Origin of the sequence: Pontibacter kalidii, from assembly GCF_026278245.1 — a bacterium.
Lineage (GTDB): Bacteria > Bacteroidota > Bacteroidia > Cytophagales > Hymenobacteraceae > Pontibacter > Pontibacter kalidii.
On record NZ_CP111079.1, the window covers coordinates 2188530 to 2203696 of the forward strand.

Genomic DNA, 15167 nt, shown 5'->3' on the forward strand with positions numbered 1-15167 from the left:
ACAGCCACTACTGCAGTGGCTGTCCTTTTTTGTGCGTGCCAACGCCTGCTTTTCCAGCTCCAAGCCAGTATTGCCTAAACGCACAGATACACATGAAAAAGTGAATCCAGCAAATGCCTTTTTCTCTTTCTAATCTCCTAAGGGCTTAGTCCCAGCTTTCCCAACTGCCCATTTTGCCCTGCTGGTAATCCTGGAAAGCCTGGTGAATCTCTTCTTCCGTGTTCATCACAAACGGTCCGTGCGCTACCACAGGCTCGTTGAACGGCTGGGCATGGCCGAAGAGGATGTAGCTGTCCTCCAACGCCTCCACCTGCACTTCCTCGCCCTCCTTGGCAAACTCCACCAAGTGCAGCTTCGCAGCTGTCTCACCATTCACCTTCACAGCGCCGCGCACCACATAGAAGAAGATGTTGCGCACTGCCGGCACCTGGGCCGTAAAACGGCCGCCCTGCTGCAACGTTATACTGGCCATGTGGATGTCGCTCAGTGATGGAATGGGCCCTTTCGTATCGCGCCAATTGCCGGAAACTACATGCGCTTTTACTTTGCCGGCATCCTCGGTAGCCACCGGTATCTTGTCTTTCTGCAGCCCGATGTAATTGGGCGCTGTCATTTTATACTTGGCGGGCAGGTTAAACCATAGTTGCAGAATCTCCAAGGGACCACCCTCCTGTTTAAATTTCTCTGAAGAAACCTCCGCATGGATCAACCCGCGGCCAGCCGTCATCCACTGCACGCCACCCGCCTGAATCACGTCTCTTCCACCACCGGTGTCCTGGTGCGTGATGTCACCGTCGAGTATAAAGGTCAGCGTTTCGAAGCCACGGTGCGGGTGCGGCCCGAACGGCAACCCACGATTGCCCGGTTTGTACACCTGCGGCCCGTGGTGGTTCAGGAACAGAAACGGATCGATGTACTCCACCGAGTTGGTTGGCAAGGCCCGGTAGGTTACCAGATCATCAATGGGGGCGCTGATGGCTTTATGTATTCTCTTGATTTTCCTCATTTCATAAGTCAATGTATGCACACCAATGTACATACTCCCATATAGCCACACAAGTTTTGGATTTATACTTTCGCATACACGTCAAAAGCTTCTACAAGTATACATGTACCTCTTAGGAGGTACATGTATCCTGGTAAGAAAAGCGCCTTGGAGCCTCCTGCCATACTTGCTTACTTCGCTGCAAACAGGTCCGAAGACAGGTAACGGTCGCCGCGGTCGCAGATAATGCAGACGACCACCCCTTCGTCGAGTTCCTCTATCACCCTGGAGGCGACATGTATTGCTCCGCCGCTGCTCATACCGGCAAAAACGCCCTCTTCCCTTGCCAGTCTACGGGTCATGGCGGTGGCCTCTTTCTGGCTCACATCGATGGTGCGGTCCACGCGCTCGGGCTCGAATATTTTGGGCAGGTACTCCTCCGGCCACCTTCGGATGCCCGGAATCTGAGCCCCTTCCACCGGCTGCGCGCCGATGATCTGTACTTGTGGGTTCTGCTCCTTCAAATAGCGCGACACGCCCATGATGGTGCCTGTGGTGCCCATAGAAGAGACGAAATGCGTTACATTGCCTCCGGTGTCGCTCCAGATCTCGGGGCCGGTGGTACGTACATGTGCCAGGTAGTTGTCGCGGTTGCCGAACTGGTTCAGCACCAGGTACCCCCCTTTCTCCACTTGCTCCGCCACATGGTCTATCGCCCCTTCCATCGACTCTTCAGCAGGCGTAAGTATAACTTTAGCTCCGAAAGCCTCCATCGTTTGCACCCGCTCTTTGGTGGCGCTGGCCGGCATCACCAGTTCGATCTCCACCCCAAAAAGCCGCGCTATCATGGCCAGCGCAATCCCGGTGTTGCCACTGGTGGCCTCTATCAGTTTCATCCCCGGCAGTAACTCGCCACGGTCCAGCGCGCCTTTGATCATACTATAGGCGGCGCGGTCTTTCACGCTGCCCCCGGGGTTATTGCCCTCCAGCTTGGCGTATAGCTTTACGCCGGGCTTTTTATTGATGTGCGTCAGTTCCACCAGTGGGGTGTTGCCTATAAAATCGAGCAGCGTTGCCATGTATACTTCTTAATAGTTGTAGACTAGTTATAGACGGATTAACAGCAGAAGTGGCCTGTTGTTAACTATTTCTGCAAAGGTAAAACCAGCAGCTCATACTTGTGGAATAAAAAAATCCCGCCGGCTATACTTCGTGCCTGCGGGATTCTGTACTTACTTCTGCAGCAGCTTTAGCAGCTCCTGCGCCGCCCCTTCGGAGGAGGCGGGGTTCTGCCCGGTTATCAGCAGGCCGTCCCGCACCACATGCGGTTGCCAGTCATCCTTTTTGGAGTAGTTGGCACCGAGTTCCTTCATCTTTTCCTCTACCAGAAAAGGCACCACCTCCGTCAGTTGCACGGCATCTTCCTCGGAATTGGTAAAGCCGGTCACCTTTTTCCCTTTCACAAGAGGCTCCCCGTCCTCATTCTTTACCTTGGCAAAAACGGCAGGCGCATGGCACACGGCAGCCACGGGTTTCTTCTGTTTGGCAAAGGCCTCGATCAGTTTTACGGAGTCCGCGCTCTCCGTCAGGTCCCACAGGGGGCCGTGGCCGCCTGGGTAAAATACCGCATCAAAGTCGTCGGCGCTTACCTGGCTCAGCTTCTTGGTATTACGCAGTTTCTCTTGCAGCGCCGCATCCTGGTTGTAGCGCTCGGTAGCCTCCGTTTGCGCTCCAGGCGCCTCGCTGCTCGGGTCGATGGGCGGCTCCCCTCCCTCCGGCGAGGCCAGTGTAACTTCCACACCCGCATCGGCCAGCACATAGTAAGGGGCGGCGAATTCCTCTACCCAGAAACCGGTTTTCTTTCCTGTGTCGCCCAGCTCTGCATGGGACGTTAAGACAAATAATACTTTCATAGTTCGTGGTTTTATACGTTGTACTAGTTTATACTTTGCACGCTCTCCTGCGGGCCGCATGGCCCTGAAAGGGTAAGTAGGGCTCTTATTTGAAACCGTAGTCGCTGCCGAATTGTTCTACCGCTGCGCCGCCACCCGCCATACCGTATTACCCTCATCGTCGGCGACCAGCAGCGAGCCATCGGGTAGTTCCGCCACGCCCGCTGGCCTGCCGTACACCTGGTTCTTACTTTCATCCGCTATAAATCCTGTCAGGAAATCCTCCAGATCGCCGCTGGGCCTGCCGTTCCGGAAAGGCACGAAAATAACCTTGTAGCCGGCAAACGCGCTACGGTTCCAGGAGCCATGCTGCCCCACGAAAGCGCCGTTTCTATACTTCTCCGGGAAACTGTTCCCGTTGTAGAACTCCAGCCCCAGCGAGGAAGTATGCGCCCCCAGCGGCAGGTCCGGCATCAGGGCTTTCTCCACCAGGTCAGGACGCTCGCCCTTGCGACGCGGGTCCACGTGCTGCCCGAAGTAGGCGTAGGGCCACCCGTAAAAGGCACCTTCCTTTACGCTTGTCAGGTAATCCGGCACCAGTTCATCACCTAGCTCGTCGCGCTCGTTCACAACTGTCCAGAGGGTGTTGGTGCCGGGCGCCCAGTCCATGCCCACGGGGTTGCGGAGGCCGCTGGCGTAGATGCGCTCGCCGCTGCCATCGGGGTTAATCTCCAGAATGGCGGCGCGGCGTTCCTCCTCCTGCATCCCATACTCGCCCACATTGCTGGCTGAGCCAACCGAAATGAAAATCTTAGACCTGTCAGGGCTGGCGATGAGGTTGCGGGTCCAGTGGTGGTTATAGCCGCCGGCGGGCAGTTCCAGTAGCTTCTCTCCTTTGTCGGTTATCTTCGTCTGGCCTTCTTTGTAAGGATAGCGCAGGAGACCATCGGTATTGGCTACATAAAAGTAGTTGTTGAGCACCAGCATCCCGTAAGGCTGGTTCAGGCCGGTCAGGAACACCTCGCGCTGCTCCGGTTTTCCGTCGTTGTTGGTGTCGCGCAAGAAGGTGATGCGGTTGGCGCTCTTCTCCTTATCATCCGACTCCACCACAAATATATCGTTGTTGGGAGCTACGTAGATCCGGCGCGGGTGCTTCAGCTCGCCAGCGAATTTAATGACAGCAAAACCAGCCGGGGCCGTGGGGGTTTTGCCTTCAGGCCAGCCGATGGTTTTACTGCGCTTCTCGGCGCGGTGCGTCGTGTCGGGGGGCGGTAGCCGCAGGTCTGTTTGGGTTTGAGGCATGAGGGAGTCGGCGGCACCTGTGGCACCTGCAACCATCGTGGTGTCGGTTTCTGCTTCCTCCACTGTTCGTGCTGACTCCGAGCAGCTGAGCAAGGCTACACTTCCAAGCAGGGTGAATGCCACGGCATATCTTTTCGTAAATTTCATAGTCTCTATCGGGTTTGGGGTTCCGAGGTATTTCCTATACGGGCGCGTTCGCCCAAGCGATCGGGCTTGCTTTATTTTCATCCCTGGGCGAACACCAGGTTAAAGTATAGCCCCTGCTTTACCCTTTCACCGTAAGCCTTCATGGACCAGACCTCCCCCCTCACACATTTTCCGGCAGGGCCTTTCCTGCTACCTCCTGGCAAACGTATACTTTACTAAGTTTTAATTAATTATTTGCACCTGATCCAGCCGTGCTGTCAGCTTCCTCACCCTCAAGACCATCTCTGCGTAAGGGTGCAACTTAAAGAAAGGGAGGCGACTATGATAGACGAAGAGAGTATTCAACAACTGAAAGCAAGTATGCGGGGCGCCATCATGCAGCCCGGCGATAGCGGCTTTGAAGAGGCCCGCAAGGTTTACAACGCCATGATCGACAAGCACCCGCGCCTGATTGCCAAGTGCGAGGATGTGGCTGATGTGATTTACACCGTGAACTTTGCCAGAGATAACGACCTGCTCCTCGCGGTGCGGGGTGGCGGCCACAACGGCGGGGGCCTCGGCATTTGCGATGACGGAGTGGTACTGGACCTCTCCCACCTAAACGGGGTGCAGGTGAACCCGGAGAAGAAGACGGTGCGCGTGGAAGGCGGCTGCACCTGGGGCAAGGTAGACCACGCCACCCACGCTTTCGGGCTGGCAACACCGAGTGGCATTATCTCGACCACAGGGGTAGGCGGACTTACGCTCGGGGGCGGCATCGGGCACCTGACGCGTGCCTATGGCCTGAGCATCGACAACCTACTGGAGGCCGATGTGGTGCTGGCGGACGGCAGCCTGGTAAAGGCAAGTGAAACAGAACATGAAGACCTATTCTGGGCCATTCGCGGGGGCGGCGGCAATTTCGGGGTGGTAACCTCTTTCCTGTTCAAGCTGCACCCCGTGGACATGGACTATGCCGGCCCGATGCTCTGGGAACTAAACCAGGTGAAGGAGGTGATGCAGTGGTGGCGCGATTTCATACTGGAGGCACCCGAAGACCTGAACGGCTTTTTTGCCTTTGTGCAGGTACCGCCCGGAGAACCTTTCCCGGCAGAACATCATAACAAGCTTGTAGGCGGCGTGATTTGGTGTTATACCGGAGATCCGGAGAAAGTTGAAGAGGTGTTCGGCCCTATCCGAAGTATGCAACCTCAGCCGATCATCGACCTGGTTGGCCCGCTTCCGCACCCGGTTCTGCAAAGTATGTTCGACCCGCTTTACCCGCCCGGCCACCAGTGGTACTGGCGCGCCGACTTTGTGAATGAGATCAGCGACGAGGCCATCGACCGCCACCTGGAATTTGCCCAAAAGCTGCCCAGCCCCCAGTCATCCATGCACCTGTACCCCATCAACGGCGCAGCACATGAACTGGATAAGGACGCCACGGCCTGGAGCTTCCGGGACGCCAACTGGTCGCAGGTCATTATCGGCGTGGATCCCGATCCGGCCAACAAGGAGAAAATAACCAACTGGACAAAGGCCTACTTTGACGCCCTGCACCCCTACTCAGCGGGTGGCGCCTATGTTAACTTTATGATGGAGGAAGGAGACGAGCGCATCCGGGCCACGTACCGCGACAATTATGCCCGGCTGGCGCACATCAAGTATAAGTATGACCCTAACAACCTGTTCAAGGTAAACCAGAACATTAAGCCGGCGGTGCTGGCATAAAGGCTCTGGTAGACGGCATGCGGGGTGGGGAAGTTCCGCTGAAAGTATAGCAAAGCAGTGATAGGCCCTGTACTTCCTGCAGCGGTTTTTGTACCTTTGCAAGTATAAAAGCCATACTTTGGAACAGCCCATCCGCAAGATCATTCACATCGACATGGACGCCTTTTTTGCCTCCGTGGAGCAGCGCGATAACCCCGAGCTGCGCGGAAAGCCCGTGGCTGTGGGCGGCTCTAAAGCGCGTGGCGTGGTGGCCGCAGCCAGCTACGAGGCCCGCAAGTATGGAGTGCACTCCGCCCTAGCCTCCAAAATAGCGGCCCAGCGCTGCCCGCAGCTCGTATTTGTAAAAGCCCGGTTTGATGTCTACAGTGCCGTATCGAGGCAGATACGCGAAATCTTTTATTCTTATACCGACTTGGTGGAGCCGCTCTCGCTGGATGAGGCCTACCTGGATGTGACGGAGAACAAGATCGGCGTGCCTTCGGCCAGCATCATCGCCAAAGAGATCAAACAACGGATTTTGGAGGAGACAGGCCTTACCGCCTCTGCCGGTGTATCGTTCAACAAGTTTCTGGCCAAGATCGCCTCCGATATGAACAAGCCCAACGGCTTCACGCTGATAACGCCGGACAAGGCCGAGCAGCTGGTGGCGGGGCTGGAGATCGAGAAATTTCATGGCATTGGCAAAGTAACGGCGGCCAAGATGCAAAGCATGGGCATTTTGACCGGAGCCGACCTGCGGGAGCGAACGGAAGAGGAACTGGTGCGAAACTTTGGCAAGGTGGGACGCTACTACTACCGGGTGGCCCGCGCACAGGACGAGCGCGACGTGCAGCCGCACCGCATCCGGAAATCCATTGGCTCGGAGCGCACCTTTGATACAGATTTAACGGAGGAAGATGACATGCTGGAGCGCCTGCAGCACCTTTCCGAGGAGGTGGCCAAGGACATGGCCCGCCTCCAGGCCAGTGCCAAAACGGTTACGCTCAAGATAAAGTACTTTGACTTTACGCTCAACACCCGCAGTAAGACGTACTTAGGTGAGTTTACCTCGGCCGATGCCATTTACACCATTGCCCGCGAGTTGCTGCGCTCGCCGCAGCTGCCGGCTTACCCGGTACGCCTGCTGGGCATCTCCGTCTCCAGCCTCACCTACCAGCACGACCGCCTGCGCGAAGGATATCAGCTGACGCTGGAGTTGTAATGCTGGCGGAGAGTTTGGGAATCTATGCTAATCGCCTGCTACAACTGGCCTTTCTCCGCCAGCTGCACCACCAGTTGCGCTATTTCCTCCGGCTTCTCCTCCTGTAGCAGGTGGCTGGCTTCGAGTTTATGCACTACCGGTAAGTTCGCAGCAAGTTGTACTTCCCGACCGTAGCGTTCGTAGGTAAGGCCCGGGTCTTTTGCTCCCCAAATCGCCTGAATGGGATAAGGTGCCTTTTCCACTGCCTGCAGGCACAGCCTCCTGAAGTCCTCCGATTTATCGAAATGGCGCATGATCTTCAGGAAAGCAGCCCCGTCGTCCTCCCGTTTAAGCAGGTCCACATAGGCATAGACCTCCTCTTTCGGGATGCCATCGGCATGTGCTACTCCCATTGTTGTAAAAGCCGCATGCCAGGTTGTGTGGGTGATGCCTTTGAGTTCCGCCTCTCCCAGTAAAGGCACCTCGAAGGGCCGCATGGGCAAAGGCTTTTTAAAGTTCACCACGTCAATCCAGGTGTTGAGGACAGTCAGCGACTGAACTTTCCCCCGGTTCTCTGCAGCCATGGCAAAGCCTATAGGCCCGCCAATGTCGTGCACGAGCAGGTGGTATTTTTCTACGCCGAGCACTTCAGTAGCCTTGGCCAGGAAGCGTGCAAAACGGTGGAAAGTATAATCAAAGTTTTCAGGCCGGCCGGAAAGGCCCAGGCCAGGCAAATCTACGCAGACCCCGCGCATGCCTTTCGCTGCCAAAGCCCCTATCACCTTGCGGTACAGAAAAGAGGAGGTTGGCACCCCATGGATGCAGAACACGACTTCTCCTGCCCCTTCGTCCAGCACGAAGGTCTTTACCCCCTCCACGGTGAGGTATCTGCCGGCGGCCTGATGCCTTTCGATCACCCGCGCTACTGCCTTGTCTGTACCCATGGCTTATTATTTCATACTGCTCCTATTACTACTACTCGTCAGGCGCTAGTCCAGTTGCAACTCCCGCCGCAGGGGCTCGTGCTCCTGCTTGTTTTTGGTCCAGTAGTCGGTCACCATTTTGGCTTTGCGGGTGGCGCGGCTCACCTCCTGCTGCCCGTCTTTTCCTGCGCGTTCTTCTTCCCAGCCGGCTATCTCGAAGGGGAAAGCAGAAGCATAAAAAATGCGCAGCGTGCGCGGGTAGGATGTATAGCTCACTTCCAGCACTTGCAGGTCTGCTGCGTTGAAGCCTGCCATCCCCTGTTTGGCAGACGTTATACGTATCTGCGCCTCCTCGGCCTCCAGCTTTTCATGCGTCAGGCGCTGGTCCAGCAGGCTGGGGATAAGTTTTACCTCACCGGTTGGCACCTGGCTGGGGTGCAGGCGCAGGAGCGTCCAGAGGTTATCTTCGGGCATGGCGTCGATGCTGCTTTCCTGGTCAGCTTCCTGCTCGAAGTATGAAAATAGCCGCGCCTTATACTTTCCGCCCTTCCTGTTGAGCTGGGTAAACGTCTGGCCGCACCACTCCTGTACACTGGCCGTTACCTTTACGGCCGGAATGTTGTCATACACGGGCGTGAACACGGAGAGCATCATGGAGTAGGGGTAAATGCCGGTTACGAATTTCTTCGTCAGGTTCAGTTTCAGCACCTTCTGCGCATCCCCTTGGTCTGCCTGCGGGTCGTCCAGTTTCACCTGCTTTTTCTGGGAGAAATCCTCGGTGACAAAAACCAGCACCGCCTCCCCCTCGCGCTTCTCGCCATAACGGTACTGCTCCAAGGTATACGTATTGAGCTCCGCTTTGCCCTGGTACCAGTAGGCACCAAAGGCATCAAAATCTATACTTCGGGAGCCGCCGGAGTTGCAGCTGGTTAACAATGTAAGCAGCGCAAGGTACAAGAGCTTTTTCATGGTGATGTTACTGGGCTTTGGCGAAAAGCTTCCGCTTATGCCGGAATTATATACTTTGACTTTCAGAAGACAGGAAGCACAAACAATCGCTTACGTTATCCAAAGTGCTCATCAGTTTATACTTGCTTCCGCTGTAGTGCCTCGTCCAGCCGAGCCTTCAACGCCTCCAGGGTTTTCATACTTCCCAGTTCCTCCGCCGTCAGCAGCACCTCCACCTTTTCAACCGTCTGCAGCGCCACGACCGGAAATTTGTGGCAGACATCAGCGTGCTTCCACTCATTTTTATAGACAAACTCCAACTGCTGCGGAAGCTTGTCTAAATACTCGGCCCACTCCGGAAATATCGTAAAATTGCCGTACGTCAGGGCGCAGAGGCTGCAGGGGTAGGTTTTCGGGGAGATGATCTTGTGCGCGAAATCAGTAAGCTTGTTGAAAAAGCCCGTTTCGGCGTTGTATACGAAAAGCAGTTTAGGAGCCATCAGTTAGGATCGTCGGTAAGAGAGAACGGAATGGTAAAAAACGAGCAGGTAACCAAGGGCCAGCATGCAGTGGAAGACCAGCATCACATACTCTCCCTGCACTACGCTCCAGGTTGCCACGGCCAAAAACAGCAGCCCCAGCAGTCCCTCCAGGTACGTGGTATAGGGTATTTTCAGGCTGCGGTAAAAGTTCTCCTGCCACCTGTGCTGGCGCGCCTCCAGGTTAAATTTCGGCGTGCGGATAAAGGGTGATTTGCGACCGGTCCAGCCCTCCCACACTGCCACGGCGTTGTGCAGCGCCATGCCCATCGACACCGACAGGAACAGCGGGTAGTACAGCACGAAGCCCAGCACACGATTTAGACCGGTACTCTTGCCCAGAAAATTCGCTTGGAAGTATAGCAGGCTGATCACCACGAACCCCACCAGCATCACAGCCGCCGCCTCATAGGCACCGGAAGGCAGCAGGTTATGTACCTTTGCCCACAGCAGCGGGATACTTGCCACCGAGGCCAGCAGTAACGCGACAAACACCGCACTATTGAGCAGGTGCGCCAGCGCATGATACTTTGTCCGCAGTGGCTTTTCGGAGCGCAGCACCGCACCCAGGTGCTTTACCGCCGACTCGGCCCCGCCCTTGGTCCAGCGGAATTGCTGCGACTTGAGGGCACTCATCACGGGCGGCAGCTCCGCCGGCGACTCCACCTCGGACAAGTATAAAAACTGCCAGTTTTTAAGCTGGGCGCGGTAGCTCAGGTCCAGGTCTTCGGTCAGGGTGTCGGCCTGCCAGTTGCCCGCATCCAGAATGGTGGCTTTGCGCCACAAGCCGCCGGTACCGTTAAAGTTCATGAAGGCGCCCTGGCTGTTGCGGCCCACCTGCTCCACAAAAAAGTGCGCATCCAGCGCCAGCGCCTGCAGCCGGGTAAGGACTGAAAAATCCTTGTTCAGATGCGTCCAGCGGGTTTGCACCATGCCCAGGTGCGGGTTAGCGAAGTATGGAACAGTCTTTTGAAGGAAGTCCGGTTGCGGCGTAAAATCTGCATCGAAAATAGCGATCAGTTCCCCCTGTGCCAGCTCCAGTCCGTACTTCAGGGCTCCTGCCTTAAAGCCGCTGCGGTCGGGGCGGCGGAGGTGCCGCAGGTGCAGGTGCGGGTACTGCTTTGTCTTTTCCTGGATGATCTTTGTGGTTTCGTCGTCGCTGTCGTCGAGCAGTTGTATCTCCAGCCTTTCGGCGGGGTAATCCAGGGCAGCCACCGCATCTATCAGGCGCTCCACCACATACTTCTCGTTGTATACCGGCAGCTGCACCGTTACTGCAGGCCATACTTCGGGGTTAGGTGGCGCTTGCCTTCTGCCCTGCTTCCGGAACAGCCGGAAACGGTACAGCAGGTGCGCCTGCGCCATGCTGTATAAAAGTATGAACAGCATGGCGAGCCCGTAAATCAGCAAACAAAAAATAAGGAGTAACTTCATTAATTCAGAACTTTGATCGACTCATTCCCGGTCAGCACGGGAATGTCGGTGATACGGCCCTGCTCCGGTCCGTTCTCCAGTTTGAGCACGCCGCGCGGGCACACGCTGGCGCAGATGCCGCAACCCACACAGGACGACCTGACGATGTTCTGCCCCCGCTGCGCGTACCAGCGCACGTCAATGCCCATCTCGCAGTAGGTGGAGCAGTTGCCGCAGGAGATGCACTGGCCGCCATTGGTCGTGATCCTAAACCGTGATTTGAAGCGCTGCACCAGGCCCAAGTAGGCCGCCAGCGGACAACCGAAGCGACACCACACGCGGTTACCCATCAGCGGGTAAAAACCCACACCCACCACGCCTGCAAAGGCTGCCCCTATCAGGAAGCCGTACCACTGATGCAACATGTCCGTCGACTGCTTCAGCAGGGCGAATTCCGTAAAATAATTGGCAATGGTAAGCAGGGTGATGACGGTGATGATGACAAGTATGCTGTGCACCATCCAGCGCTCCACCTTCCAGGCTTTTAAGGACTTGTCAGAGAGATGGCGGTAGGGATCGCCAGCGGTTTCGGCCAGGCCGCCGCAGCCGCACACCCAGCTGCAGTACCAGCGTTTGCCATAGAAATACGTAAGCAGCGGCACGCCCAAAATGATCAGCAAAATCCCCCACACAAACAGAAACATCCCGATACTGCCACTGCCCAGCATGCTAGCCACGCTGTAGTCGAAGAAGAAGTCGTAGTCGAGGGGCCAGATGTTTTTCAGGTCGTACCACGGCAGGTTCAGCAGCACGAGTATCTCCGGAATCAGGAAGGCAAAACTCAACTGGAAGAACATGACCGAGGCGGTGCGCAGCAGCTGGTACTTGTTGCCTTTATACTTGCGGAACATCCGCACGCCCATCACCAGAATGGCTAAGGTATAAATGGTGCCGTACAGAAACCACTGGCTGGCCGGCCCGCCGGATAGCGCGTAACTGAGCGGATCCACGAGCAAAGCCCAGTTCACGAGGTACTCCGGGTACCAGTACAGCAGCACGTAAATAGCCGTGAGGTACACGCCAATCGTTATCCCGACCACCCCGCGTGCTTTGTTGGAGGAGAACATGACGCCGTTATTTTTGATGCCCGCCGGTTCGCCACTGTACTTTGGCAGGATATGGAGCAACGCACCGGCAGCGCCCAGCACTACTGTTAGCAAGAGCAGGAGGAGCTTGTTATGCACCACAAAACCCTGGCTGGCTACCCTGGCCAGGGCAAAGGCATAGTCGTCCCAGATCACGCGGTCCCACTGCTGGCTGCGCTGTTGCTCCTCGTTATAGTTGTCGAGGTAGCGGTTAAAGTCGGAGGCAAAGCCGAAGCTGGACGTATAGGTTTTGCCCAGCATGGGCTGCAGCTCCTGCCGCAGCACCTCCACGTGCTCCTGTTTCACTGCTTCCTGCAGCTGCTCCTCCGTTAGCCGGAATTGCCCCATAAAGAGCAGCGCGTTGAAGAGCAGCAGCGCCAGCAGGAAAATACCCAAACCTATTTTCTGTATTGCCTTCATATTTTCCCTTCCCCTTCCCTAAAACAGGCAAGGGTTTATAGTTTTATACTTTTATGCCGAAAATTTAGCGCAAGTGTACCTGTGGCTGTAGTGCTTTTCTTGTTTCAGACTGGGAGGCCACAGCTTCCGTGCATTCTAAAACCTGACCTGAATGTATGCTTGTGTCACAAAGTTGATGACCTGCGTCCTACTTGCCTAAACTTTAAACTACAGCCCCAAAAAAGCCAGCAGCCCCTTCTTTTCTTTCTTCTCCGGCTCCAGGTGTGTTCCGAACTGCCGGTTGTAAGCCTGCAGGATAGCGCGGTGGTGGCGGTCATGAAACTCCGGGTCGAAGGCGGCTTTGTCTAGCTGCGACAGCACCTGCTCCACCGCCCATTGCTCGCGCAACGCCTGGTCGAAGAAGTCGTGGCGCAGGCGCATGCCCAGCCCATTTACCCCGTGCAGGCGCTTGTCCTTCCCGTTAAATACCGCCCGGAAGGCGATTTTACCGTTCGCGTGCTCCCAGTAAAACGACTCTACCGGCTCATGCCATTGGTTGGGTACCAGGCCATAAGTCTGGTACTCGATATCAAAGAACTTGGCGGAGTTAAACCACGGTCCCGGCGCGTAAGCAACAGGCTCCGGATGGGTAAGGCTGTGCGCCAGTGTTTCGCCATGCATGCGACCGGTGTACCACACCTGCTCTATACTTTGCCGCTGGGGCACCGGCACCCGATACTCGGCACAGTCTCCGATAGCAAACACATTGGGGATGTTGGTGGCAAAGTACTGGTCAACCAGGATACCCTTCTTCACCTCCAGCTCTGTGCCTCGCACCAGCTCCATGTTCGGTTTCACGCCTACTGCCAGGCCTACGAACCGGCAGGGAATCTCTTCTCCGGATAAAGTTACCACCGCTCTCACGCGGCCTGTGCCATCATCCAGAATCTCCTTCAGCTCCGTCTGCAGGCGCAGGTCTACGTGGTGCTCACGCAGGTGCCGCATCACCAGCTCCGACTCCTCCTTTGGCAGGATATGCTCCCAGAAATGCTCCTCACGCACCAGGTACGTTACCGGAATTTTCCGGCTCAGCAGCATCTCCACCAGCTCCACCCCAATCAGGCCGCCACCCACCACCACGGCACGCTGGCAGCCGGCGGTGTTGTCGTTCATCTTTTGCAGGTCCTCGTACGAGTAGAGCCCCTGCACGCCCTGCAACTCCTGCCCGGGCCAGCCAAACATATTGGGTTTCGAGCCCAGTGCCAGGATCAGAATATCATACTGGAGCGGCTCCTGTTGCTGCAGGCACAGTTCCTTCTTTTCAAAATCTATACCTCTCACCCAGTCGTGTACCAGGTGGAGGCGGTTTTTCTCCCAGAACCCGTCTTCGTAAGGCTTGGTGTGCTCATAGGTCATGTGGCCCATGAAGATGTACATGAGCGCGGTGCGGGAGAAAAAATGCTCTGTTTCGCCGGAGATGATGGTGATGTGCGCCTCGGAGTCGCGTTTGCGGAGATGGCGCGCGCAGGTTATACCCGAAATGCCATTGCCGATGATGACGATGCGGCGACCCTTCGTGCGGATGCAAAAATCACCTGTGTGTGCTGCCTCCCTCATAAGAATGCTTTGCGCTGTTTGGCCTGCTTTTATACTGCTGCAGGCACTGGTTTCCCCAAATTTACCTCCAAATTACGGATACACCTATACCTACCTGACAAAAGGCACGCATAGCGTGGCAGAAGCATGCCGGAAAGCAAATTCTTTTTTCTGAACATTTAACAGATATTTGTGTAAAGTATAAAATTGATGACCGCGCCCGCACATACCGCCGTTTTGCTCTTTACCCGTACCTCTGCCGAGGAGGCGCAGGTCAAGCACTTCTGCCGGAGCCGCCGTAAAAGCGAGGCCATCGCCGCGCAGCTGATCAAGCACACCCAGGCACTTGTACAACAGGCAGGGCTTCCGCTTGTTATCATCAACTCATCAGAACAGCAGGGCAGCAGCTTTGGCGAGCGGCTGCAGCACGCGTTCTCACAGGCATTTGCGCAGGGGTATGACAAAATCATCTGTCTTGGCAACGATACGCCCGGACTGACGCCTAAAACCCTACGCGCCGCTGCTGAAGCGCTGCAGCAGCAGGATTTCGTGTTCGGTCAGGCGACCGACGGAGGCGTGTATGTGATGGGGATGCACCGCCACACGCTGCCTCAGCTTAATTTCTCGGCCATTTCCTGGAACACCTCACTGGTATTCGAGGAGCTTTGCCGGCAAACAGCCACTGCCAGCACCTCCATCCTTGCCCCTATACTTGCTGACGCCGACAGTGCTGAAGACCTCCTTGTCTTGAGTGGACACCATGCTTTAGGTAAATTTGCCGGATGGCTTCGCGAGCTGCTGTTTTCTGGCAAATCATACTTTAGAGCTTATACTTCCTACCTGCCACAAACTACACCTGCCGCCTGCGGGCTGCGTGGCCCACCTGTTAGCTGTTAACTCCTGTAACCGTTTTATTGGCAAAGGAGCTCAGTTATACGCTATACTTTGAGTTTTCCCGCTTTTTATACTTCAGCAGCTAAACAACCCT

Annotated in this window: 13 protein-coding genes; 3 read left to right on the forward strand and 10 right to left on the reverse strand. The window is 56.0% G+C overall.

The genetic code is table 11. The features are described 5' to 3' along the window. Positions 1 to 145: 145 nt before the first annotated feature. The 4 genes from OH144_RS09330 to OH144_RS09345 form a co-directional block, all read right to left on the reverse strand. Positions 146 to 1006, reverse strand: coding sequence for a pirin family protein (locus OH144_RS09330; protein ID WP_266206030.1), 861 nt, complete (start codon positions 1004 to 1006; stop codon positions 146 to 148). 170 nt (positions 1007 to 1176) lie between these two features. Continuing rightward, positions 1177 to 2064 (reverse strand): cysteine synthase CysM, encoded by an 888-nt coding sequence (gene cysM, locus OH144_RS09335; RefSeq protein ID WP_266206031.1) that lies wholly within the window; start codon positions 2062 to 2064, stop codon positions 1177 to 1179. 153 nt (positions 2065 to 2217) lie between these two features. After that, positions 2218 to 2898, reverse strand: a complete 681-nt coding sequence (locus OH144_RS09340; protein WP_266206032.1) for a type 1 glutamine amidotransferase domain-containing protein — start codon at positions 2896 to 2898, stop codon at positions 2218 to 2220. 117 nt (positions 2899 to 3015) lie between these two features. After that, positions 3016 to 4326, reverse strand: coding sequence for a PQQ-dependent sugar dehydrogenase (locus OH144_RS09345; protein ID WP_266206033.1), 1311 nt, complete (start codon positions 4324 to 4326; stop codon positions 3016 to 3018). A 321-nt stretch (positions 4327 to 4647) separates the two neighbouring features. Between OH144_RS09345 and OH144_RS09350 the strand changes: the two genes are divergently transcribed. After that, positions 4648 to 6036 (forward strand): FAD-binding oxidoreductase, encoded by a 1389-nt coding sequence (locus OH144_RS09350; protein WP_266206034.1) that lies wholly within the window; start codon positions 4648 to 4650, stop codon positions 6034 to 6036. Positions 6037 to 6154: 118 nt separating this feature from the next. After that, positions 6155 to 7237 (forward strand): DNA polymerase IV, encoded by a 1083-nt coding sequence (gene dinB, locus OH144_RS09355; RefSeq protein ID WP_266206035.1) that lies wholly within the window; start codon positions 6155 to 6157, stop codon positions 7235 to 7237. Positions 7238 to 7275: 38 nt separating this feature from the next. On the opposite strand, the gene OH144_RS09360 is transcribed toward dinB, so the two are convergent. The 6 genes from OH144_RS09360 to OH144_RS09385 all read right to left on the reverse strand — a co-directional run bounded on the left by OH144_RS09360 (position 7276) and on the right by OH144_RS09385 (position 14200). Beyond that, a complete protein-coding gene (locus tag OH144_RS09360; RefSeq protein WP_266206036.1) occupies positions 7276 to 8160 on the reverse strand; it encodes an alpha/beta fold hydrolase in 885 nt (294 codons plus the stop codon). 45 nt (positions 8161 to 8205) lie between these two features. Next, the gene (locus OH144_RS09365) at positions 8206 to 9108 is read right to left on the reverse strand and encodes a hypothetical protein (RefSeq protein ID WP_266206037.1); all 903 of its coding nucleotides are present in this window, start codon (positions 9106 to 9108) and stop codon (positions 8206 to 8208) included. A gap of 116 nt (positions 9109 to 9224) precedes the next feature. Further along, a complete protein-coding gene (locus OH144_RS09370; protein ID WP_266206038.1) occupies positions 9225 to 9587 on the reverse strand; it encodes a hypothetical protein in 363 nt (120 codons plus the stop codon). Between the two features lie 3 nt (positions 9588 to 9590). Beyond that, positions 9591 to 11060 carry a cellulose synthase family protein gene (locus tag OH144_RS09375; RefSeq protein ID WP_266206039.1) on the reverse strand — a complete coding sequence of 490 codons (1470 nt, stop codon included), beginning with the start codon at positions 11058 to 11060 and terminating at the stop codon, positions 9591 to 9593. Further along, complete coding sequence (locus OH144_RS09380; protein ID WP_266206040.1) at positions 11060 to 12604, reverse strand: 4Fe-4S binding protein; 1545 nt, start codon at positions 12602 to 12604, stop codon at positions 11060 to 11062. Before OH144_RS09380 ends, OH144_RS09375 begins: the two co-directional genes overlap by 1 nt. Before the next feature lie 207 nt (positions 12605 to 12811). Beyond that, entirely contained in the window at positions 12812 to 14200 is a 1389-nt protein-coding gene (locus OH144_RS09385; protein ID WP_266206041.1) for an NAD(P)/FAD-dependent oxidoreductase, read from the reverse strand. 189 nt (positions 14201 to 14389) lie between these two features. On the opposite strand from OH144_RS09385, the gene OH144_RS09390 reads away from it, so the two are divergent. Then, positions 14390 to 15076 carry a TIGR04282 family arsenosugar biosynthesis glycosyltransferase gene (locus tag OH144_RS09390; protein WP_266206042.1) on the forward strand — a complete coding sequence of 229 codons (687 nt, stop codon included), beginning with the start codon at positions 14390 to 14392 and terminating at the stop codon, positions 15074 to 15076. The last annotated feature ends 91 nt before the right edge of the window (positions 15077 to 15167 follow it).